This is a genomic window from Roseomonas sp. 18066 (assembly GCF_902706185.1).
GTDB lineage: Bacteria > Pseudomonadota > Alphaproteobacteria > Acetobacterales > Acetobacteraceae > Pseudoroseomonas.
The window spans coordinates 1-21,441 of sequence record NZ_CACSJM010000049.1 but is presented as its reverse complement, the minus strand read 5'-3'; the positions used below and the strand labels follow the sequence as shown (position 1 = coordinate 21,441).

Below are 21,441 nucleotides of genomic sequence, written 5' to 3'. Positions count from 1 at the left end.
GGTGCGTCCCGCTTACCAGGAGATCAGGGCGATGAGCCAGGTCAGGACGGTGGCGACCACGGTCGCCGCCATCAGGACCTTGCCCGACTTCCAGGTCGACGGCAGGTCGAAGCCGTGGCCCGCATCCCAGATCAGGTGGCGGATGCCGGCGAAGGTGTGGAACCAGGCGACCGCGGTCATCCCCGCCAGCACCAGGATCCCCAGGAAGGAGCTGAAGAACCACTGCGCCGAGGCCAGCGCCTTCGGCCCGGAGGCCGCGGCCATCAGCCACCAGACCAGGAACACCGAGCCGACCAGCCAGGCGATGCCGGTGGCGCGGTTCAGCACCGACAGGCCGGAGGTGATCTGCACCATGTCGTAGACTTGCAGATGCGGCGACATCGGCCGGAGGATGCGCGTCCCGTCGGTACGGCGGCCCACATAGGTCGCCTCGCGCGCGTCTTTCATACTCGACATGGACCGATCCCGCTCCGCCACATTTTGAGACGCCCCGCGACCGGCCTGGGCAGCGGCCGGACAGGGGCGATGCACGGACCTTTTATGGTGCGCTGCCGTGCAGCGTCAACGCACGGACCCTGCATGGCACAACGCGGCAAAGCGCCGGTTAAGTCGCGGTGCGGGCTTTTTTTCCGCCGCCCCCCTGCGGCCGGGTCGTCAACCAGGTCCGGGCCGGCCCCTTGATCAGCAAAAACGGCCACCCATCGGTCGTGCCGATGGGTGGCCGCGGAGCAGATCGACTCGGCGGCGGGGGCCGCCGGTCGTCGGCTGTCCTTAGTAGTAAGGCCGCTGCGGCGTGGTCGCCGCGCCGCCCACCGCGCCCAGCGCGCCGCCGATGAGCGCACCGGTGCCGGCATTGCCGCCGGTCAGGGCGCCGACGCCGGCGCCGGCGCCGGCACCGAGCAGGCCGCCGCCGATGGCGCGCTGGCCGGGATTGTAGGGATCGGTGCAGGCCACCAGGCCGAGGCCCATGCCCGCCACCAGGCCGACGCGAATCAGGGTCTTCCGCATGATCTCAGTCCTCCTTGCCGAATGACAACACGGTCACCCTGAAAGGGATGCGGGACAAAGATGCGGCGCCGCCGTGGCCAAGTGAAGGCAAGTCATCACACCGCCGTGAAAGAACATCGACGCCAGGGCCAATGAACAGAAAAAAAGAAGGGGCGCAGGGGAATTCCTTCCCCTGCCCTGTTCTTCCTTCAGGCCGGCTCGCGCACCATCAGGTTCTGCCGCACCAGCTCTTCCGCGATCTGCACCGCGTTCAGCGCCGCGCCCTTGCGCAGGTTGTCGGCGACGCACCAGAAGGACAGGCCGTGCGGCACGGTCGGGTCGGCGCGCAGGCGGGAGACGAAGACCGGGTCTTCGCCGGCGATGTCCAGCTGGGTGGCGTAGCCGCCGTCCTCGCGGTGGTCGAGCACGGTGATGCCGGGCGCCTCGCGCAGCGCTTCCCAGGCCTGCTGCGGGGTGATCGGCCGCTCGAACTCGACATGGATCGCCTCGCCATGGCCGATGAAGACCGGCACGCGGACGCAGGTGGCGACCACCTGGATATCCGGGTCGAGGATCTTCCGGGTCTCGACGCCCATCTTCCACTCTTCCTTGGTGGAACCGTCATCCATGAACTTGTCGATATGCGGGATGCAGTTGAAGGCGATCGGCTTGGTGAAGATCTCGGGCGTCGCCGTGTCGTTGACGAAGATGCCGCGGGTCTGGGTGAAGAGCTCGTCCATCGCCTCCTTCCCCGAGCCGGAGACCGACTGGTAGGTCGAGACGACGACGCGCTTGACCCGCGCCAGGTCGTGCAGCGGCTTCAGCGCCACCACCATCTGGATGGTCGAGCAGTTCGGGTTGGCGATGATGTTGCGCTTGCGGAAGTTGCGCAGCGCGCCCGGGTTCACCTCCGGCACCACCAGCGGCACGTCGTGGTCCATGCGGAACTGGCTGGTGTTGTCGATCACCACGCAGCCGGTGGCCGCGGCCCGCGGCGCATGCACGGCCGAGACCGCCGCACCCGGCGAGAACAGCGCGATATGGGTGCCGGCGAAGTCGTACTTGTCCAGGCTCTGCACCTTCAGCACCTGCTTCTCGCCGAAGGAGACCTGCTGGCCGGCGGAACGGCCGGAGGCCAGCGCGATCACCTCGCCCACCGGGAAGTCCCGCTCGGCCAGCGTCTTGAGGATCTCGCGGCCCACATTGCCCGTGGCGCCGACAACCGCGACCCGGTAGCCCATGATATCGATTCCTCGTTCCGGCGGTGGATGCCGCCCCAGGGGGCCGGTTGCAGGCCTGCGGCAGGCCCGCCGGCGCGGGGCGCGGCGAAAGGTGGCGTGGATTACAGCCCATGCCGCGGCGGGCGCAACCACTTTGCCCGGGCGCGGCCTGCCGCCGGGCCTTGCGGGACGGCGCCGGCGGGGGCAATTGATGCCGCGTGCTGCACATGATCAAGCTCTGCGTCGGGCCGCGCGACGTCGCCTCGCTGCGCGCGGGGCAGGCGCGGCGGATCGCGCTCGACCCGCCGCTCCGCCACCTGACGCGGATGCATCCGAAGCGCGCCGAGGAGATCCTGGACGGCGGCTCGCTGTACTGGGTGGTCGCCGGCTATGCCTGCGTGCGCCAGCGCATCCTCGACATCCGCAGCGAGCCCGGCAATGACGGCACCCCGCATGCGGCGCTGATCCTGGACCCGGAGCTGGTGGCGGTGGCGGCGCGGGCGATGCGCCCGTTCCAGGGCTGGCGCTACCTGGCGCCGGAGGCGGCGCCGGCCGATATCGCGGCCGGGATCGCCGGGTCCTCGGGCGTCGACGAGCTGCCGGAAAAGCTGCGGCAGGAGCTGCAGGCGCTGTGCCTGCTCTGAGCGGGTGCAGCATTTTCCGCGGCGATTTCCCGAGGCGAATCATCGCCTGAGCGACCGAATCGAAGAATTAACGTTAATTCAGCGGCGGCCCATCCTGCCGAGAGCCGCGCCCTGCCACCCTGCAGGCTGAAGGGGAAGCCTTTCCCTCCCCTTCCCTTCAGGAATCGCATCATGCTCCGCCCGCTCCGTCTTCTGTTCGCCCTCGCCGTGCTCGCCGCCCCGCTGGCGCTGCCCAGCTTCAGCAGCCCCGCCGAGGCCCGCACGGCCGCCTCCACCCGGACGGAGCAGCAGGCCAGCGCGCGGCACCATCGCCGCCATGTGGCGAAGCGCAGCCCGCACCGCACCCGCCACGCGACGCATGCCCGCCGCCACCGCACGCCGCGCACCGCCGGCTGAGCCTTTCCCCCATTCGACGGCGCTCGTTTCCCGGCAGAGCGTCGTCGGGGCCGCGTCCTCCCGGCGCGGTCGACGGCCAGGAGCCTCCAGGCTCCTGGCCGTTTTTCGTTTCAGGACTCGGCCTCGACCAGGGCCAGCAGGCCTTCCAGGATCAGCGACGGGCTGGGCGGGCAGCCGGGGATGACCAGGTCGACCGGCAGCACCGCGCCGATGCCGCCCGCCACCGCGTAGCTGTCGCGGAACAGGCCGCCATCGAGGGCGCAATCGCCCACCGCCACCACCCAGCCGGGCTCGGGCATGCAGGCATGGGCGCGCAGCAGGGCCTCGCCCATGTTGCGCACCGCGGGGCCGGTGGCCAGCAGCACATCGGCATGGCGGGGGCTCTCGACGAAGCGCAGGCCGAAGCGCTCCAGGTCGTAGACCACGCCCTGCAGACCAGCGAGCTCCAGCTCGCAGCCATTGCAGGACCCGGCATCGATGGCGCGGATCGCCAGGCTGCGGCCGAGGCGGGCGCGGGCCGAGGCCTGCAGCCGCTCGGTCAGGCCGGCCACCGTCTCCGGCAGCGGCGGCACCGGGGCGTCGGTCAGGGGGCGGCGCAGCAGGCTGCGCGCCAGGCGGGGCCAGAGCATTTCTTTCAGTTTCCCCGCGGCGTCATAGGTCCACGCCGCTGACGGAGGCGTTGAAGCTGCGCGCGATCAGCGGCAAATCCGCCAAAATATTGTTCTCCATCGAGGCCTCCAGCAGCGGCCAGAGCAGCCAGGAGGGATCGCGCGGGAAGCAGCCGGCCAGCAGCCCGGCCTCGTCCAGCGCGACCCAGCAGAAGACGTCGCCGCGGAAGCCCTCGACGGTGAAGGAAGCCTCGCCGGCGCGGGCCGGCAGGGGGGTGGAGACCTCGCCGGGGGGCAGGGCTTCCAGCAGCGCCTCGATCAGCGGGATGCCGGCCAGGATCTCCTCCAGCCGCAGGGCCAGGCGGGCCTCGACGTCGCTGGCGCTGGCCCGCGGCACGGCGGGCGGGTGCTGGTCGTAGGGGGCATAGGCCAGGTCGCGCCGGGCATCGACGTCGCGCCCCGCCGCGCGGCCGACGATGCCGCCGGCGCCCAGCAGAGCCGCCCATTCCGGCCTCAGCACGCCACAGCCGGACAGCCGGTCCTGCAGGCTGGCATGCTCCTCCATCACGTCGCGCAGGGCAGGCAGCTCGGCGGCGACCAGGCGCAGCGCGGCGCGCAGCCCCTCGCGCCCGTCCAGCGCGATATCGGCGGCCAGGCCCCCGGGGATGATCCGGTCCATCAGCAGCCGGTGGCCGAAGGCGGCCTCCGAGGCGCGCAGCAGCACCTCGCAAAGCGCACCCAGCCTTGCCTGGGGCCAGGCGAAGCCGGCCTCGCCGCTGAGCGCGCCGATGTCGCGCAGATGATTCGTCAACCGCTCCAGCTCCGCCAGCACGCCGCGCAGCGCTATCGCCCGCGGCGGCGGCTCGATGCCCAAGGCGCGCTCGACGGCACCCGCAAAAGCCCAGGAATGGGCGACGGTGGAATCGCCGGAGATGCGCGCGACCAGGGGGGCGGCGCGCAGCGGCGGCTGGCCGCGCCACAGCCCCTGCAGGCCCTTGTGGGTATAGCCCAGCAACACCTCCAGCCGGACGATGGTCTCGCCCAGCACATGGAAGCGGTGATGCGCCGGCTCGCCCAGGCTGCCCATCACCGGGCCGAGCGGGAACTGGTGCACCCCCTCGCCCTCGGCCGGCAGGAAGACCGGCTGCGGCGGCTCGCCGATGCGGGGCGGGGGCGCGGGCGACAGCGGCGCGCGCATCGCCCAGCGGCCATGGTCCAGCCAGGGGCGGGCATCGCTGCCGCCCTCGGCCTGCCAGCCCCAGAGATCGGCGATGGCGCGCTCGAACCAGGCGGCGCCGGGGCGGGCGGGGGAGAGGGCGGCGAAGCGGCCGCCCTCGACGGCGCAGCTGGCGATGACGGGCGCCGGGGCGGCCAGGCTGCGGAAGGCGGCATGCACCCGGGCGCCATCGGCCCAGAGCGCCATCAGCGCCAGCTCCGGCTCCTGCCGCAGGGCGGCGGGCAGCGCGGCCCAGGCGCCGGCATCGAGGGTGAAGGCGCCGTCCCCGCGCGGCGCCGCCGACAGGATCAGGCGGGAGGCGGGGCCGGTCACTGGACGATCCTCGCGGCGGCGGCGAGCGCGTCGCGCAGCGCCGGCGGCAGGAACAGGCCCAGCGCCAGGGCGAGGGCCAGGTGCAGCGCCAGCGGCAGGCCGATCGCCCAGCGCGCCGGCAGGTCGCCGGCGAGCGCGGGCGCGGCGGCGGCTGCACCGGGCGGGCCGAAGCACAGCGCCTGCAGCCGGGCGACCAGCGCCAGCGCCACCAGCAGCAGGCCCAGCACCAGGGGGATGGCCAGCCAAGGCAGCCGTGCCGCCACCTGCTGCATCAGCAGGAAGAAGGCGGCAAACGGCGAAAACGGCGGCAGGCCGGCAAGGCCGAGCAGCGCCAGCGCCACCCCGGCGCCGAGCCAGGGCCGCGAGGCCGACAGCCCGGCCAGCGCGGAAAGCTGCTGCGCGCCGCGCATCAGCCGGGCCTCGGCCAGCGCCAGGGCCAGGGCGCCGAGCAGCAGCCCCTGGCCCAGCAGCAGCAGGATGCCGGCGATGGCGGCGGGCCCGCCCAGGCCGAAGGCGAAGGCGGCCAGGCCCGATTGCGCGATGCCGATCCAGGCGAGCCACCGCCCGGCATCGCGCCGCCGCCACAGCGACAGCCCGGCCAGCAGCAGCGTCGCCAGGCCGAGCGCCATCATCAGCGTGCCGGGCGCCACCACCTCGGGGTTCAGCGCCACCACGGCGCGGGCGCGCAGGATGGCGTGCAGGGCGGCGACCAGCAGCAGGGTGTTGAGCAAGGCGGGGACCGCGGCCGGGGCCTCGGCGGTGGCGTCGGCCAGCCAGCCCTGCAGCGGCACCAGCGCGGCGATGCTGCCATAGCCGACGAGCAGGAAGACGAAGGCCAGGGTCAGCAGCCCGCCATCCGCCTCCCGCCCGACGCGCAGCAGGGCGTTGAAGGACAGCGAGACCTCGCTGCCGCCGGCATAGGGCTGGGCGGCCAGGCCGAGCAGGATGGTGCCGAACAGCGCCAGGGCGATGCCGACCCCGCCCAGGATCAGCAGCTTCCAGGCCGCCGCCACCGCCGCCGGGCCGCGCCGCAGCGCCGCCAGCAGCACCGCCGCCATCACCGCCGCCTGCAGCGCCGCCCAGAGCACCACCATGTTGTCGGCCAGCAGGGCCAGCTGCACCGCGCCCAGGAACAGCTGGAAGGCGGCGAAATAGGCGCGGCTGGCGCGGGGGCCGAGGCGCTCGGCCGGCAGGATGGCCAGCGAGGCCGCGGCCGCCGACAGCCCGACCAGCGCCGCCAGCGGCACCAGCCAGAGGTTCAGCGCATCGAGATGCAGGAAGCCATCGACCTCCTGCGGCGCCGCCGCAAGCGCCAGCGCCGAGGCCAGCGCCAGCGCCGCGACGCCGAGATTGCCGAAGCCGGCCCAGCGCGGCCGCGGCACGAAGGCCAGGGCCAGCGCCGCCAGCAGATGCAAAATAACCAATGGGGCGTAGGTCATTCCGGCCCCTCCCCCGGCGCGCGCGGCCGCGACAGGTCGAGCGCGCCCAGGTCCTGGCGCAGCGCCAGGGCGAAGAAGCCGGCGACCGCGACCAGCGCCAGCACCAGGGCGGCGGTGGAGAGCTCGACCACCAGCGGCAGGCCGGGCACGCCGGTCGCCGCCAGCACCAGCCCGTTCTGCAGGCTGAGCAGGCCGATGCCCTGGCTGATGGCATGGCGCCGGGTGATCATCATCAGCATCCCCAGCAGCACCACCGACAGGGAGATCGCCAGGTCCTCGCGCGCCAGGGGCGCGGCGCCGGCGGTGGCCGGCAGCACCACCAGGATGGCCAGGGTCACCAGCCCGACGCCGGCGACCAGGCTGGGCCCGACGCCGAGGCCGGGCTCCAGCTCCCGCTGCAGGCGCAGGCGCTTGAGCAGCCGGCGCAGCGCCAGCGGGATGACGACGGCCTTCACCGCGCCGGAAATGACGGCGGTGGCCAGCAGCAGCGGCGCCTCCTGGAAAAAGCCTTGCCAGGCGATGGCGAGCGCCAGCAGCGCGCCTTGCGTCGCGAAGCCGGAGACGAGCGCCACCAGCCGCCGCTGGTAGAGCAGCACGAAGGAGAAGAGCAGCACGCCGCCGCCCAGCATATGCGCCACGTCATAGGGCCAGCCGCCGGCGTTCATGCGAGCCCCGTGGACAGGAACAGGAAGACCAGCCCGAGCAGCGCCAGCAGCAGCGCCGCGCCCAAGAATTCTGGCACGCGGAACACCCGCATGCGGGCGATGGCGGATTCGAAGACGGCGAGCAGCAGGGCCAGCAGCAGCAGCTTGGGCAGCCAGACGGCCAGGCCCAGCATCCAGGCCAGCGGCCCGGAATCGGCCGGCGCCATGCCGAAGGGCAGGAAGAGCGCGGCCAGCAGCGCCAGCCACAGGGTCAGCCGCAGCGCCGCGGTCATCTGCCACAGCGCCAGGTGCCGGCCCGAGGCCTCCAGCAGCATCGCCCCCTGCAGCAGGGTGACGGCCGGCGCCCCGGCGGGGTGGTCCAGCGGCTGGTCGAGCGGCACCCGGCCATTCTCCACCAGCGCCACCGCCAGCAGCGCCACCAGCGCGAGGCCCAGCGAGATGCGCGGCCCCGGCGCGCCTTCCTGCAGCGCCAGGCCGATGGCGTCCAGGTTGGTGCTGCCGGCCAGCATGGCGAAGCCCATCACGGCGAGCAGAAAGGCGGGCTCGGCGAAGGCGGCGAAGGACATGGCGCGCGCAGCACCCAGCCCGCCCAGCCCGCTGCCGATGTCCAGCGCGGCCAGCGCCAGGGCGCAGCGCGCGATCGCCAGCAGGCCGACGACCAGCAGCAGATCAGCCAGCGGCGAGAGCGCCATGTCGCGGGCGAAGCCGGGCACCAGGCTGGCCGCGACCAGCGTGGCCGCCAGCCCGACATAGGGGGTGACGGCGGAGACGACGGAGGCGTTCTCGGCCAGCACGGGGCGCTTCTTCAGCAGCTTCAGCAGGTCGCGCCAGGGCTGCAGCAGCGGCGGGCCGCGGCGGCCGACGAGCCGCGCCTCGAGGATGCGGATGCAGCCCAGCAGCAGCGGGGCGAGCGCCAGCATCAGCAGCAAATGCAGCAGCTGGGCGACGACGCCCGCCAGCAGCGTCATGCCCCGCCCCCCCACCAAGCCAGCACGCCCAGCAAGGCCAGAATCAGAAAAAAGACCATGCCGAGGAGGTGGCGGATGGAGAGGTCGCGCAGCCGCTCGGCCTGGCCGGCGCAGGCGTCGCGGGCGCGCAGCAGCGGCGTCAGCAGCGCCGGCAGCAGCGGGTCGTGGAAATGGCTTTCCAGCCGGGCCGGGCGGGTGTCGCCGGGCGGCGGCAGGGTTATTTCCTCCCGCGCGGCCAATAACCGGCGGGCCAGCATGCGGCGCAAGGGCTGGGCGAAGCCGAGGGCGCTGGGCTGGGTCAGCGGCTCGCCGAAGGGCAAATGCGGCGGGGGGGCGGCGAAACCGCCATCCCAGGCCGGGCCGCGCACCGTGGCGCGGGGGGAGATCTGCCGCAGCAAAGCGACCAGGCCCAGGAACGCCACGGCCAGCAGCAGCGCAATGCCGAGCGGCCGGTAGCCGGAGGCCGCCGCCGCCGCGCTGACCGACCAGAGGCTGAGCTCGGCAGGTCCTGCATGGCCGCTGACCAGCGACAGCGCCGGCGTCGCCAGCTGCAGCAGCGGCCCGGGCAGGATGCCGATGCCGCCCGCCGCCCCCGCCAGCGCGAAGAACAGCAGCCGCAGGGCGCGCGGCGCCTCCTGCGCGCCCAGCGTCCGTGGCGCCCGCGGCCGGCCGAGGAAGGCCAGGGCCCAGAAGCGCAGCATGGCCAGCGCCCCCAGCGCCGCGGCGACACCGACCGCGGCCACGGCGGCGGCGACCAGCACCTGGAAGCCGAGCTCGCCGACCCGCCAGGCGGCCAGCAGCGCCTGCAGCAGCAGCCAGTTGCCGGCGAAGCCCGCCATCGGCGGCAGGGCGGCGGCGGCAGCGCAGCCGGCGATGGCGGCCAGCGCCACGGCCGGCATGGCATGGATCAGCCCGCCCAGCCGGTCGAGCCGGCGGGAGCCGGCGGAATGCTGGATCTCGCCGGCGACCAGCATCAGCAGGGTCTGGAACAGCCCGTGGCCGAGCGCATGCAGCAGCCCCGCCCCGGCCGCCAGCGCCGCCAGCGCGCCGAGATCGGCCGCGCGCAGGCTGGCCGACAGGCCGAAGGCCATGGCGACCAGCCCGAGATGCCCGAGCCCGGCGCAGGCAAGAATACAGCGGGCGTCGCTTTCCTGGGTCGCCCGCAGCGCGCCGAAGACGGCGGTGGCCGCCCCCAGCGCCAGCAGCGGCACGCCCCAGCCCAGCGGCTGGGCGGGGCCGCCGAGGTCGAGCAGCAGCCGCGCGGCCACATAGAGAAAGACCTTGCCGGCGACGGCAGACAGCAGCGCCCCGGTCGCGGCCGGCAGCTGCGGCTGCAGCAGCGGCAGCCAGCCATGCAGCGGCAGCAGCCCGGCCGAGGCCCCTGCCCCCAGCATGACCAGCGCCATGACGGCGGCCGCCTGCCAGCCCTGCGGCGGCGCGCCGCGCAGCGCCGCGAAGGACAGGTCGCCGGCGGTGCCGGCCAGCAGGCCGATGGCGGTGGCCAGGCACGCCAGGCCGAACAGCGAGAAGCCCAGGCCGAGGCCGGCGGCCAGGCGCGGCGCGGCGTCCTCGGCCGGGCCGGCGGCCAGCGGCAGCCACAGCGCCAGCGCCGCGATGCCCATGCCGAGCAGCAGGGAAAAACCGTCGGCGGCGAGCAGGGCCAGGGCCAGGCCGGCCAGCAGCAGCGGCAGGCTGGCGGCCTGGCGCGGCGGCGCCGCCGCCTCGCGCAGCAGCGCGAAGAGGGCGCAGGCGGCGCCCGACAGCCCGAGCAGCAGCAGGAACCAGGCCGAGAGCCCGTCCAGCGCCAGGCTGAGCGGGCCCCAGGGCGGGCCGAAGGGCAGCAGCAGCGGCTCCGGCGGGCCGAGCAGCAGGGTGGCGCCGGCGCAGCCCGCCAGGCCCAGCGCCGCCAGGCCACAGACAGCCGGCAGCAGCCGCCCCAGCCGGCGCCGGGCAAGCGGCGCGGCCAGCAGCGGGCCGAGGGCCAGCAAAGCGGCCATCAGCAGCAGGCCGAGCAGCAGGGCGGGCGCCAGCATCAGGGCGCGGCGAGGGGCAGGGTCACGCCGGCAGGATAGGCCGCGTCACAGCATTGCCAAAGCGTGCTTGCGCTTCGGCGGCGCGAAGGCGGTGTCGAGCTCGGCCAGGTCCTCGGGCGTCAGCACGATCTTCCAGACCTCGGCATTCTCGCGCAGATGCGCCTCGCTGCTGGCCTTGGGGATGCTGATGACGCCGTCGCCGCGCAGCGTCCAGGCCAGGGCGATCTGCGCCGGCGTCGCGCCCTGGCGGCTGGCGATGCGGGACAGCGCCGGGTGGCGCAGCAGCGCGCCGCCCTGGCCGACCGGGGAATAGGCCATGACCGGCATCTTCAGCCGCGCCGCATAGGGCAGCAGGTCGAATTCCACGCCGCGCGCCTCGAGGTTGTAGAGCACCTGGTCGGTGGCGCAGGCGGACAGGCCCGGGCCGAGCTCCTCCAGGTCCTCGACATCGAGGTTGGAGACGCCCCAGCGCAGGATCTTTCCGGCCGCGACCAGCTGTTCCATCGCCTCCACGGTCTCGCCGAGCGGCACGCTGCCGCGCCAATGGAGCAGGTAGAGGTCAAGGACATCGGTGTTCAGCCGCTTCAGGCTGGCCTCGCAGGCGCGCGGCAGCCGGGCGGCCGAGGCGTTCTGCGGATAGGCCTTGCTGACCAGGAAGGCGTCCTGGCGGCGGCCGGCGATGGCCTCGGCCACCACCTCCTCGGCGCCGCCATCGGCATACATCTCCGCCGTGTCGATCAGGGTCAGGCCGAGGTCGAGGCCGAGGCGCAGGCTGCGCGCCTCGGCGGCGCGGTCGGCGCCGCGCTCGCCCATCTTCCAGGTGCCCTGGCCCAGGGCGGGAACGGTGGTGCCATCCGGCAAGGCGATTCTGTTCATGGCGGTTTCCCCTCTGGCTTCCTACATTGCGTGGCATGCGCCGCCTCGCCACCCTCGCCCCGCTGGCCCTTGGGCTGATCCTGCCGCTGGCCGCCCCGGCCGTCGCGGCGACCGACAGCTACGGGCCCTGGATCCTGTCCTGCACCGCCGATCCGATGACCGACAAGGCCAGTTGCCGGATGGTGCATGAGACCCCGGTGGAGCCTGCCGGCAACGGCCAGGGCGCGCTGGCGCTGGAGGTCTCGCCGCGGCGGGGCCGGCTGGTGCCGGTGGTGACGGCGCGCGAGCTCGGTATCGACAATCCGGCGCGCGGGCTGCTGGCGCTGACGGGGACGGTGCAGATGCGCTTCCCCCCCAACCCGCTGTTCGAGATGCCCTGCGCGCTGGAGGGCCGCAGCGTGGTCTGCGCGCCGCGCCCGGACGACCTGCCGCGTGCCGCGGCCGAGCTGGCCAAGGCCGACCGCGTGCTGGTCCGGGTGATGGGCCTGGGCGCAGCGACGGCGGAGGCGCCGCCGCGCGAGCTGCGCCTGGCCGAGACCGCGCCGGCGCTTGCGGCTTTCGCCGCCCGCGTCCCGCCCGAGCAGGGTGGCGAGCCGCCGCCGCCCTTCGACCTGCGGGAGCTGATCGGTCGGGTGCAGCGTTTCTTCCTGAAAAGCGAATAGAAAAAAGATGGGGTCCAGGGGAATTCTTTCCCCTGGCCTTACTTCTTGTCGTCCTGGGTTGCCTGATTGGCCACCAGGGCTTCCCGGATGGCGCGCAGCAGGGGCCGGCGTGCCAGGAAGCCGGGCAAGGTGTTGGCGTTCATCGGGTGCGTCCTCCTGCGGCTTGTCGGCAAGGAACGATGATGCGCCGGTTTGGTTTCGCTAGCGCTTAAGCCAGGCTTGCAGGCGGCCGGGCGCCTCGGCCATCGCCGCTTCCGCCCCACAATAGGAGAAGCGCAGGAATCGCTGCCCGCGGTCGCGGTCGAAATCGACGCCCGGGGTGGCGGCGATGCCGGCCTCGGCCAGCATGCGGGCGGCGAAGGCGACGCTGTCGTTGCTCAGGTGTCCGATATCGGCCCAGAGGTAGAAGGCGCCGTCGGCGGCGGCCAGCCGGTCGAAGCCGGCGGCCGGCAGCCCGGCGAGCAGGGCGGCGCGGTTGCGGCCGTAGCGGGCCTTGTTGGCCTCCAGCTCAACGGTGCAGTCGAAGGCGGCCTGGGCGGTCAGCTGGGCGATATGGGGCGCGCTGATGAACATGTTCTGCGCCAGGCATTCCACGGGACGCAGCAGGTCTTCCGGCAGGACCAGCCAGCCGATGCGCCAGCCGGTCATCGAGAAGTACTTGGAGAAGCTGTTCACGACGATGGCGCTGTCGCTGTAGCTGGCGGCCGTCGCCTCCGGCATGCCGTAGGACAGGCCGTGATAGATCTCGTCGGAGACCAGGCGCACGCCGTTGGCGTGGCACCAGCGGGCGATGGCCTCGAGCTCGTCGGGCGTCAGCATGGTGCCGGCCGGGTTGCAGGGGGAGGCGACGATCAGCCCCTCGGGGCGCGGGTCGAGCGCCTCCAGCATGGCGATGGTCGGCTGGAAGCGGGTCGAGGCGTCGCAGGGCAGCAGCTGCGGCACCATGCCCAGCGAGGTCAGGATATTGGCATAGGGCGGGTAGAAGGGCGCCGCCATGGCGACCCGGTCGCCCGGGTCGAAGGCGGCCAGGAAGGCCAGCGGAAAGGCGCCCGAGGCGCCCACCGTCACCGCGACCCGGCCCGGCGGCACCACGGCGCCGTATTTGTCGGCGTAGTGGCGGCCGATGCGGGCGCGCAGCCCGGGCAGGCCGAAGGCTTCCGTGTAGCCCATCGGCTCGCCGGCGGAGAGGGCGCGCATCGCCGCCTCCACCGCGCCGCGCGGGGCGCCGGTCGCGGGCTGGCCGACCTCCATGCGCAGCACCGCAGGCGCCCCGGGCGGCTGGGCGGCCGCGCGGGCATTGGCCGCGGCGATGACATCCATCACCAGGAAGGGAGGCGCCTCGGCGCCGCGGCCGGTCTTCAGCATGGTCGCTACTGCTGGCCGGCCACCGCCAGGCCGGCGCTGCGCGGGTCGGCCGCCGCGGTGCACTGGTCGGGCGAGCCCGGCATATAGGCGGTGCAGCCGATGGCATTGGCCCGGCCCGGCTCGGGGACCGAGGCGACGGCGGCGGCGACCGGCTGGCGGCCCAGCAGGTGGCGGGCGGCCGGCAGGGCGGCGGCGATCGGCGCCTCGGCCTGGCCGCTGCCGGCGCCGGCATAGCGGAAGGCCTTCAGCGAGGCGTTGTGCGCCAGCACGGCCGAGAGCAGCGGCGGCTCGACCCGGCCGCGCGCCGGGGCGGCGGCGAGCAGGAAGCCCAGCTGCGGCACGACGCGGCCGGTGCCGAACAGGTTGTTCAGGCTGAAGGCGCAGGTCACCGCATTGCCCTCGCGGTCCAGCGTCACCAGGCTGGCCGAGGCCGGCAGCACCGGCAGCCCGGCGCCGCCCGAGGGCGGGCTGGCCAGCAGCGCGGCCGGCGTGCCGCCGCCCTGGCGCCAGGCCATGGCGGTGGCCAGGCCCTGGCGGCTGGCGGCCTCGACGCTGGCATTGCCCTGCAGCGCCTTGAAGGCGGCGGCGGCGGCAAGGCCGCCATCGGCCGGCGGCGGCAGGAAGGACAGCAGGTCGTTGCCGACGCTCATCTGGATCGGCGGCGCGAAGGTGGGCAGGCCGGCGCGCAGCGCGTCGACCGTGACCGGACCGCCGGCCTGGGCCGACAGCGCCTCGACCCGGCGGGCCAGGGCGCCCTGGTGCAGGTCGCCGACGCCGGCGGTGCGCAGGCTGGCCAGCATGGTGGCCAGGTCCGGCTGCAGCAGGGTCTCGCCCTCGCGCAGCGGCGTGCCGGCGGGGGCGAAGACGGCGCGGGCGCCGGCATCGGCCAACAGCGGGCCGGCGACGCTGGCGATGTCCTGCGACAGCGCGCGGGAGGTGGAGGTGCCGAAGCGGGCCAGCTGCTCGGCGGGCACCACCAGCTCCTCGAAGGGGCGGCGGCCGGCGCGGGTGTGCAGCGCGAACAGGCCGCGGGCCAGCATCGGCACGGCGGCCGGGCGGTCGGCGCGCGGGCCGCCGGCCGGGGAGGCAGCGCCCTGGAACAGCACCGCCTCGGTCTGGTTGCGGGCATGGGTATAGACCAGGCAGGCGCCGCCACCGCCCAGGCCGGTGCGCGACGGCAGGGTCACGGCCAGGGTGAAGCCGGCGGCCACCGCCGCATCGACCGCGGTGCCGCCGGTCGACAGCACGTCGCGGGCGACGAGGGCCGCGCGCGGCTCGTCGGCGACCGCCCCGCCCAGGAAGCCCTGGACATAGCCGAGCTGGCCCTCGCTGGGCCCGCCGCCACCGGCGACGCTGCCCAGGACGTTGTTCACCGTGCCGCAGCCGGTCAGCGCCAGCATGCCGAGAAGCGCCAGCCGTCCGCTCGGCAGAGGCCGGGCCGGACGGGTTTCGGGGATGGACGGGCGGCCCGGCCGGTTGCGCGCGATGCTGCTCATGCTGGCGATCTTCACTCCGCTGCTGCTGGCCTGGCCGTCGCCCCACCAGAAGGCTGGCCGATTCCGCAAGCCGCGCCATAGACGCCTTCGCCGCGAGCGGCAACCACGGGATGGCCGCGGCGGGGCTGCGATCCGCCTGGGCAACGGCTGGCGGGCGGGCGCCGGATCACTTCTGCGCGGGGCCGGACATGCCCGGCCAGGGCTTACCCCTGGCATCCCCGGACCGGCTGGCCGATGATGCGCCGCGGAAAACCCTCGCGGGAGATGGACTGCGCGTGATGATGCTTTCGGTGGCCCGGCGATTCCTCCTGGCGATGGCGGCCTGCGCCACCCTCGCCGCTCCCCTGGCGGCCCAGGGGGCAGCCCAGGGGTTGAGCCCGCAGCAGCGCGCCGAGGTGGTGGAGGTGCTGCGCGACGCGCTGAAGCGCGACCCCTCGATCCTGCGCGAGGCCCTGGCCAGCATGCAGGAGGCGGAGACCCGCGACCGCGGCGAAGCCCAGCGCAGCGCCATCCTGGCCCGGCGCGACGCGCTGCTGGCCGATCCCGGCGACCCGATCAAGGGCAACCCGCAGGGCAGCCTGACCATCGTCGAGTTCTTCGACGCCCGCTGCGGCTATTGCAAGGCGCTGCACCCGACGCTGCAGGCGCTGCTGCGCGCCGACCCGCAGATCCGCGTGGTGATGAAGGACCTGCCGATCCTGGGCCCGGCCAGCGTGGTCGCCAGCCGGGCGCTGCTGGCCGCCCAGCGCCAGGGGAAATACGCCGCCTTCCAGGACGCGCTGATGCAGCTGCGCGGCGAGCCGACGGAAGCCGCGCTGCAGGCGGAAGCGCAGAAGCTGGGCATCGACTGGGCGCGGGCGAAGCGCGACATGGAGGACCCGGCGATCATGGCGCGGCTGCAGCACAATCTGGGCCTGGCCCGCGCCCTGTCGATCGAGGGCACCCCGGCGCTGGTCATCGGCAGCACCCTGGTGCCCGGCGCCGTCGACCTGCCGACCTTGCAGAACCTGGTGGCCCAGGCGCGGCAGGAAGCCCGCCAAGGTGGCTGAGGCGCCGCTCGACCCGGCGGCCCGGGCGCGCGAACGCTCGCTGCTGGGCAGCACGCTGGCCGATTCCAGCATGGTGCTGCTGTTCACGGGCGTCGCGCTGTGGTCGCATTCGATGACGACGCTGGCCGAGCTGGTGCGCGGCGCCCTGCTGACCGCGCTGGAATTCGTCATCTACCTGCTGATGCGCCGCATCCATCGCGGCCGCATGTCGGCCTATGAATTCGGCTCCGGCAAGGTCGAGCAATTCGCCAACACGGTGGTGGGCCTGGCCATGGCCGCCGGCGCCGCCTGGGTCGCCACCCGCGCCATCAGCCGCTTCGCCGAAGGCGACGGCGCCGCCCATGGCTCCGCTTTGTCGCTCTGGGTCGCGGTCGGCGCCGTCGGCATCAACCTGGCGATCAACGCCGCCGCCGGCGTCGCGCTGTGGCGGGCCGGGCGCGACGGCACCTCGGTGCTGATGACCGGGCAGATCCGCTCGCGCATCTCGAAGATCCTGGCCTCCACCGTCGCGGTCGCGGCGGTGGTGCTGTCGGCCATCGCGCCCGGCTCGATGACCAGCCGCATCGCCGACCTGGGCGGCACGCTGTTCGTCGCCGCCGTCATGCTGGGCGTCACCGCCAAGCTGTGGCGCGAATCGCTGCCGGACCTGCTGGACCGCAGCCTGGACGAGGAACGCCAGCTGCTGCTGAACCGCGCGCTGGGCGCCCATTTCGCCGATTACGACGCGCTGCTCTCGGTGCGCAGCCGCAGCTCCGGCCGCAGCGTGCATGTGAAGATCGAGCTCGGCTTCCGCGGCGACCAGCCGCTGGCCGCGGTGGACCGCGTCACCACCGCGCTGTCGGCCGAGATCGCGCGGCTGATCCCCGGCGCCGAGGTGACGGTGGCGCCGCGGGCGCTGTGAGGCGCCCGCGCCGAAGCGTGTCCCCCTCCCCCGGTTGCCGATCTCGCACCTGCGTATAGAGTTGCCGCCGGAGAGCAGAGGGGGATGGCCTTGCCGACGCAGCCAGACGCTCCGCCGGGCCTTCTCGGGCGCGGAGCAGCCGACACGTGACAGCAGGCGGCCGCGCCTTCCTGCCGCATTTCCCGGTCGAGCTGCCGGTGCCCGACCTGCGCCCCTGGGCCGCCGGCAACCTGCTGCCCGGCGTCTGGAGCTTTTCCGCCGAGCAGCCGGGGCCGCATGTCGCCCTCGTCGGGCTGATCCACGGCAACGAGATCGCCGGCGGGCTGCTGCTGGCGCGCTGGCTGGAACAGGGGCTGCGCCCGGCGCGCGGGCGGCTGACGCTGATCCTGGGCAACCTCGCCGCCTTCGCCCGCTTCGACCCGGCCGATCCGACGCTCAGCCGCTTCGTCGACGAGGACCTCAACCGCGTCTGGTGCGACAAGGTCCTCGACGGGCCGCGCGACAGCGCCGAGCTGCGCCGCGCCCGCGAGCTGCGCCCGCTGCTGGCCGAGGTCGATGTCCTGCTCGACCTGCATTCGATGCTCTGGCCCTCCGACCCGCTGATGCTGGCCGGCGGCAGCGCCTCCGCCCGCGCCCTCGGCCAGCGGCTGGGCGTGCCGCCGCTGGTGGTCTCCGACCAGGGGCACAGCACCGGCCGCCGGCTGATCGACCATGCCAGCTTCAGCGCCGAGGGCAGCAGGCGCACCGCGCTCCTCGTCGAGGCCGGGCAGCATTGGGAAGCGGCGACGCTGGCGACGCTGGACGCCTGCGCCACCGCCCTGCTGCGCGAGACCGGGCTGCTGCCGGGCGGGCCGATCGACCACCCGCGCGCCCGCGCCGCCGAGGTCACCCGCACCGTCATCGCCGGCACGCACGGCTTCTCCTTCGTGCAGAACTTCCGCGGCGGCAGCGTCATCCCCGAGCGCAACACGCTGCTCGCCCTCGATGGAGACGCCGAGATCCGCACGCCGCACGACGACTGCCTGCTGGTGATGCCCAGCCCGCGCACGATGCGCGGCCATACCGCGGTGCGCCTGGCCCGATTCCTCGAAGACTGAGAAAAAAGAACAAGAAGATGCCCAAGACCGACGCGCCGCGCTGCCCGGCCGCGACCATCCGGCGCCAGATCGAGGCGATCCTGGCCGCCTGGGGCATGGCCCCGGCGCCGCGCGCCACCACCGCCGCCATCATGGTCGAGAGCGACCTGATGGGCATCGATTCGCACGGCCTGTCGATGCTGCCGATGTACGAGAAGCTGCGCGGCGACGGCGTGCTGCGGATCGACGGCGCGCCCAGGGTGATCCGCGAGAACGGCTGCACCGCGCTGCTCGATGGCGGCGCCGGCCTCGGCCATCCGGTCTCCGCCTGGGGCATGGACCTGGCCACCGACAAGGCGCTGGCCCAGGGCGTCGGCATCGTCGGCGTGCGCAACTCGCACCATTTCGGCGCCGCCGGCTGCTACGCCCGCCGCGCCGCGCGCCGGGGCGCCATCGGCATGGTGATGACCACCGCCCGCAGCATCCTGGCCGTGCCCGCCCGCGGCGCGCAGCCGATGCTGGGCACCAACCCGATCGCCGTCGCCGCGCCGGGCAGCGGGAGCGACCCCGCCTTCGTGCTCGACATGTCCAGCACCACCGCCGCCGGCAACAAGGTGAAGGTCTATGCCCTGAACGGCTGGCCCCTGCCCGAGGGCTGGGTGGTCGACGGCGCCGGCCGCCCGGTGACCGACGCGGCGGAAGGGATGCAATACCTCTTCCACCGCGCCGAAGGCGGCCTGACCCCCCTGGGTGGCCGCGCCGAGACCGCCGGCCACAAGGGCTATGGCCTGGCGATGATGGTGCAGATCCTGGCCGGGACGCTGACCGGCGGCGCCCTGCCCGTCCGCGACACGAAGCCGGGCCAGCCCGACAATGTCGGCCACTTCTTCCTGGCCATCGACCCGGCCGCCTTCCGCGAGCCCGAAGACTTCAGCGCGGATCTCGAAAGCTTCGCCTCGATCATGCGCGCCACGCCGGCGGCATCGGCGGACGAACCCGTGCTGGTGCCGGGCGATCCGGAGCGGGCGGAACACGCCCGTCGCCTGGAGGCAGGCATCCCGGTGCCAGAGACTCTGGCAGCGCAGATCAAGGGAATCTGCGAGAGGGCGAAGATAGAATTTCTTCTCTGAAGAGAAGTCAGAGGCAGGCCAGGGGAATGAATTCCCCTGGCCCCCTTCTTTTTTCTGTCAGACTGCCGTGTCCACGTGACGACAGTACGTGAAATGGCCAGTCCACAGCGCGACCTGTCAGGGAGCGCCGGTTTTATGATTCCGCGTCCCGCCGTGATGCCCTGGTGTCGGCTTCGTTGAAGCGCAGGCTGGCAAACGGCCGGTGATCAGAAAAAAGATGGGGGTCTGGGGGAATTCATTCCCCCAGCCTTACCCCGGCTCTTCCCTTACGAAGGCTCGCCCACGACAGGCGTGTGACCGAGCCCCGCGATGAACGCCGTGATCGCCGTGGCCGCCGCATCGAGGCGCGCCTCGTCGGTGCCCTTGGCCACCAGCGCCACGCCGCCGCCTTCGCTGCGGTAGAAGGGGTAGGAGCCGATATCGAGCTCCGGGAAGTCCTTCTGGATCTGGCCCAGCCCTTCGGCGATGGCGCCTTCCAGCATGCCGCGGGCGTGGACGGTGCGGGACTGCACCGGGGTGCCGCCGCGCAGCGTCGGCGCCAGGCCATCGAACATGGCCTGCATGATGCGGGGGACACCGGCCATGACGTGGACATTGCCGATGATGAAGCCGGGCGCGATGGAGACCGGATTGTCGATCAGGCTGGCGCCGCGCGGCATCGTCGCCATGCGCTGGCGGGCGGCGTTGAACTCGGCGGGCGGGGTCTGGCGGGCGTAGTGGGCCTCCAGGCGCTTCCAGGCCTCCGGGTGCGGCTCCCAGGGCACGCCGAAGGCGGCCGAGATGCATTCGGCGGTGATGTCGTCATGCGTCGGCCCGATGCCGCCCGTGGTGAAGACATGGTCGAACTTCGCGCGCACCTCGTTGACGGTGCCGATGATGACCTCGGGCACGTCGGGGATGACGCGGACCTCGCGCAGCGGGATGCCGATCTCGCCGAGCCGCGTCGCCAGGAACTTCAGGTTGGCATCCTGGGTGCGGCCCGAGAGCACCTCGTTGCCGATGATGAGCAGGCAGGCCGTCGGATTGGTCATGGCGCGCGTTCCGCTGTCGTGTCGCGCCAATCCTAGGCCGATCGGGCGGCGGCGGAAGGGGGGTGCCCTTCGCCGTGTCGCGTCAGAGGAAGTCGCGGAGCAGCGCGACCAGCGGCTTGTCCGCCGGCGGCATCGCGTAATCGGACAGCTTGTTGGGGCGGACCCAGGCCAGGGCCTGGCCTTCGCGCGCCGTCACCGCGCCTTCCCAGCGGCGGCAAAGGTAGAGCGGCATCAGCAGGTGAAACCGCCCCGCATCATGGCTGGCGAAGGTGAAGGGGGCCAGGCAGGCGGCCGAGACGTCGATGCCCAGCTCCTCGCGCAGCTCACGGATCAGGGCGGCCTCGGGGGTCTCGCCGGCTTCCAGCTTGCCGCCGGGGAATTCCCACAGCCCGGCCATCGACTTGCCTTCCGGACGGCGGGCCAGCAGCACGCGGCCATCCGCGTCGACCAGGGCGCAGGCGGCAACCAGCAGCAGCGGCTTGGCGCCCGGCGCCGCGGCGGCGACGCCGGCCGCGGGCACCACCGGCTCGGCCACGGGGGGGATCTCGGTCATGTCCTCGCGCCCGCCCTCGAAGCAGATCACCGGCAGGCGGCCATTGCGGGCCAGGAAATGCGCCTCGGCGCGGCCGGCCTCCTGCAGGCCGACCCGCTTCAGCACGGCACCGGAGCGGGCATTCTCCTCCAGGACATGCGCAAAGATGCGGTCCAGGTCGAGATGCGCCAGGCCCCAGCGCGCCAGGCGCCCGGCGGCCTCGGCGGCGACGCCATGGCCCCAGAAGCGGCGGCCGATCCAGTAGCCGAGCTCGGCGCGGCGGCTGTCGGCCTCCCGCGTCAGGCCGACGCAGCCGACCAGCACCTCGGTGTCGCCGTCCTGGCCGACGATGGCCAGGTGCCAGGCGCTGCCCTCGGCCAGCTGCTTGTGGGTGGAGGCGATCCAGTCATCCGCGAGCTCGCGCGGATAGGGGAAGGGCACGCGCGACAGCCAGCGCACCACCTCCCAGTCGTTGATCAGCCGATGCAGCTCGGCGGCGTCGTCGGCGCGCAATGGGCGCAGCGTCAGCCGCTCGGTGCGCAGCGGCGCGAAGTCCAGGTCGGTGGTCATGGGCGGGCAGCCAGGCGGGAATGACGAAGGAGGGGGTTGCGAAAGCGGGCCGGCCCCCGCGACGGCGACAAGCGCCGCCGCGGGGACCGATCGCGCATCAGCGCTTCCACCAGCCGCGCTTCTTCGGCGCGTCCTGGGCAGCCTCCTCGATCAGCGTCGGCTGCACGGGGGCGCCCGCCCCGAAGCGCAGCCGCAAGAAGGCTGACGCCGCGGTCGAGGCGCCCGTGGAAGCCGTGGCGGAAGT

At 73.6% G+C, this 21,441-nt stretch carries 21 protein-coding genes; 7 read left to right on the top strand and 14 right to left on the bottom strand.

The features are described from left to right. Positions 1 to 12: 12 nt before the first annotated feature. From sdhC to GVN67_RS12145, 3 genes are all read right to left on the bottom strand, one after another. Positions 13 to 456 (bottom strand): succinate dehydrogenase, cytochrome b556 subunit, encoded by a 444-nt coding sequence (gene sdhC, locus GVN67_RS12155; RefSeq protein ID WP_200845237.1) that lies wholly within the window; start codon positions 454 to 456, stop codon positions 13 to 15. Positions 457 to 771: 315 nt separating this feature from the next. Continuing rightward, positions 772 to 1,008, bottom strand: coding sequence for a hypothetical protein (locus GVN67_RS12150; protein ID WP_235035261.1), 237 nt, complete (start codon positions 1,006 to 1,008; stop codon positions 772 to 774). A gap of 188 nt (positions 1,009 to 1,196) precedes the next feature. Next, on the bottom strand, positions 1,197 to 2,228 hold the full coding sequence (locus GVN67_RS12145; RefSeq protein WP_159996204.1) for an aspartate-semialdehyde dehydrogenase: 1,032 nt from the start codon (positions 2,226 to 2,228) through the stop codon (positions 1,197 to 1,199). A gap of 197 nt (positions 2,229 to 2,425) precedes the next feature. On the opposite strand from GVN67_RS12145, the gene GVN67_RS12140 reads away from it, so the two are divergent. Together GVN67_RS12140 and GVN67_RS12135 are read left to right on the top strand one after the other, a co-directional pair. Beyond that, the gene (locus tag GVN67_RS12140; protein ID WP_159996202.1) at positions 2,426 to 2,851 is read left to right on the top strand and encodes a DUF1489 family protein; all 426 of its coding nucleotides are present in this window, start codon (positions 2,426 to 2,428) and stop codon (positions 2,849 to 2,851) included. A 171-nt stretch (positions 2,852 to 3,022) separates the two neighbouring features. Beyond that, positions 3,023 to 3,247, top strand: a complete 225-nt coding sequence (locus GVN67_RS12135; RefSeq protein ID WP_159996200.1) for a hypothetical protein — start codon at positions 3,023 to 3,025, stop codon at positions 3,245 to 3,247. A 110-nt stretch (positions 3,248 to 3,357) separates the two neighbouring features. Here the strand turns inward: GVN67_RS12135 and GVN67_RS12130 are convergent, their stop codons facing one another. The 7 genes from GVN67_RS12130 to GVN67_RS12100 are packed head-to-tail and all read right to left on the bottom strand — an operon-like array spanning position 3,358 to position 11,385. Next, positions 3,358 to 3,876 (bottom strand): NADH-quinone oxidoreductase subunit B family protein, encoded by a 519-nt coding sequence (locus GVN67_RS12130; RefSeq protein ID WP_159996198.1) that lies wholly within the window; start codon positions 3,874 to 3,876, stop codon positions 3,358 to 3,360. Positions 3,877 to 3,898: 22 nt separating this feature from the next. After that, positions 3,899 to 5,404: a hydrogenase expression protein HypE gene (locus GVN67_RS12125; RefSeq protein ID WP_235035260.1), complete on the bottom strand. Its 1,506-nt coding sequence runs from the start codon at positions 5,402 to 5,404 to the stop codon at positions 3,899 to 3,901. Then, a complete protein-coding gene (locus GVN67_RS12120; protein WP_159996196.1) occupies positions 5,401 to 6,843 on the bottom strand; it encodes a proton-conducting transporter membrane subunit in 1,443 nt (480 codons plus the stop codon). Before GVN67_RS12120 ends, GVN67_RS12125 begins: the two co-directional genes overlap by 4 nt. Beyond that, positions 6,840 to 7,508 (bottom strand): hydrogenase-4 component E, encoded by a 669-nt coding sequence (locus GVN67_RS12115; protein ID WP_159996194.1) that lies wholly within the window; start codon positions 7,506 to 7,508, stop codon positions 6,840 to 6,842. The genes GVN67_RS12120 and GVN67_RS12115 overlap by 4 nt, the downstream gene beginning before the upstream one ends. After that, entirely contained in the window at positions 7,505 to 8,476 is a 972-nt protein-coding gene (locus tag GVN67_RS12110) for a respiratory chain complex I subunit 1 family protein (RefSeq protein ID WP_159996192.1), read from the bottom strand. Before GVN67_RS12110 ends, GVN67_RS12115 begins: the two co-directional genes overlap by 4 nt. Further along, positions 8,473 to 10,509 carry a proton-conducting transporter membrane subunit gene (locus GVN67_RS12105; RefSeq protein WP_159996190.1) on the bottom strand — a complete coding sequence of 679 codons (2,037 nt, stop codon included), beginning with the start codon at positions 10,507 to 10,509 and terminating at the stop codon, positions 8,473 to 8,475. Before GVN67_RS12105 ends, GVN67_RS12110 begins: the two co-directional genes overlap by 4 nt. 45 nt (positions 10,510 to 10,554) lie before the next feature. Next, complete coding sequence (locus GVN67_RS12100) at positions 10,555 to 11,385, bottom strand: aldo/keto reductase (protein WP_159996188.1); 831 nt, start codon at positions 11,383 to 11,385, stop codon at positions 10,555 to 10,557. A 35-nt stretch (positions 11,386 to 11,420) separates the two neighbouring features. On the opposite strand from GVN67_RS12100, the gene GVN67_RS12095 reads away from it, so the two are divergent. Continuing rightward, positions 11,421 to 12,047 (top strand): hypothetical protein, encoded by a 627-nt coding sequence (locus GVN67_RS12095; RefSeq protein ID WP_159996186.1) that lies wholly within the window; start codon positions 11,421 to 11,423, stop codon positions 12,045 to 12,047. Between the two features lie 201 nt (positions 12,048 to 12,248). On the opposite strand, the gene GVN67_RS12090 is transcribed toward GVN67_RS12095, so the two are convergent. Both GVN67_RS12090 and GVN67_RS12085 read right to left on the bottom strand, forming a co-directional pair. Next, positions 12,249 to 13,412, bottom strand: a complete 1,164-nt coding sequence (locus GVN67_RS12090) for a pyridoxal phosphate-dependent aminotransferase (protein WP_159996184.1) — start codon at positions 13,410 to 13,412, stop codon at positions 12,249 to 12,251. A 5-nt stretch (positions 13,413 to 13,417) separates the two neighbouring features. Then, a complete protein-coding gene (locus tag GVN67_RS12085; protein WP_159996182.1) occupies positions 13,418 to 14,908 on the bottom strand; it encodes a gamma-glutamyltransferase in 1,491 nt (496 codons plus the stop codon). Between the two features lie 278 nt (positions 14,909 to 15,186). On the opposite strand from GVN67_RS12085, the gene GVN67_RS12080 reads away from it, so the two are divergent. The 4 genes from GVN67_RS12080 (at position 15,187) to GVN67_RS12065 (ending at position 19,064) form a co-directional block, all read left to right on the top strand. After that, positions 15,187 to 15,957: a DsbA family protein gene (locus tag GVN67_RS12080; protein WP_235035263.1), complete on the top strand. Its 771-nt coding sequence runs from the start codon at positions 15,187 to 15,189 to the stop codon at positions 15,955 to 15,957. After that, positions 15,950 to 16,858 (top strand): cation transporter, encoded by a 909-nt coding sequence (locus GVN67_RS12075; RefSeq protein ID WP_159996180.1) that lies wholly within the window; start codon positions 15,950 to 15,952, stop codon positions 16,856 to 16,858. Before GVN67_RS12080 ends, GVN67_RS12075 begins: the two co-directional genes overlap by 8 nt. Before the next feature lie 146 nt (positions 16,859 to 17,004). Then, positions 17,005 to 17,955 carry a succinylglutamate desuccinylase/aspartoacylase family protein gene (locus GVN67_RS12070; RefSeq protein WP_159996178.1) on the top strand — a complete coding sequence of 317 codons (951 nt, stop codon included), beginning with the start codon at positions 17,005 to 17,007 and terminating at the stop codon, positions 17,953 to 17,955. A gap of 17 nt (positions 17,956 to 17,972) precedes the next feature. Then, on the top strand, positions 17,973 to 19,064 hold the full coding sequence (locus tag GVN67_RS12065) for an Ldh family oxidoreductase (RefSeq protein WP_159996176.1): 1,092 nt from the start codon (positions 17,973 to 17,975) through the stop codon (positions 19,062 to 19,064). A gap of 266 nt (positions 19,065 to 19,330) precedes the next feature. Here GVN67_RS12065 and GVN67_RS12060 read toward each other — a convergent pair whose 3' ends face one another. Further along, on the bottom strand, positions 19,331 to 20,095 hold the full coding sequence (locus tag GVN67_RS12060) for a molybdopterin-binding protein (protein ID WP_159996174.1): 765 nt from the start codon (positions 20,093 to 20,095) through the stop codon (positions 19,331 to 19,333). A gap of 82 nt (positions 20,096 to 20,177) precedes the next feature. Then, positions 20,178 to 21,197, bottom strand: a complete 1,020-nt coding sequence (locus GVN67_RS30435; RefSeq protein WP_159996172.1) for a bifunctional GNAT family N-acetyltransferase/(deoxy)nucleoside triphosphate pyrophosphohydrolase — start codon at positions 21,195 to 21,197, stop codon at positions 20,178 to 20,180. Between the last annotated feature and the right edge of the window lie 244 nt (positions 21,198 to 21,441).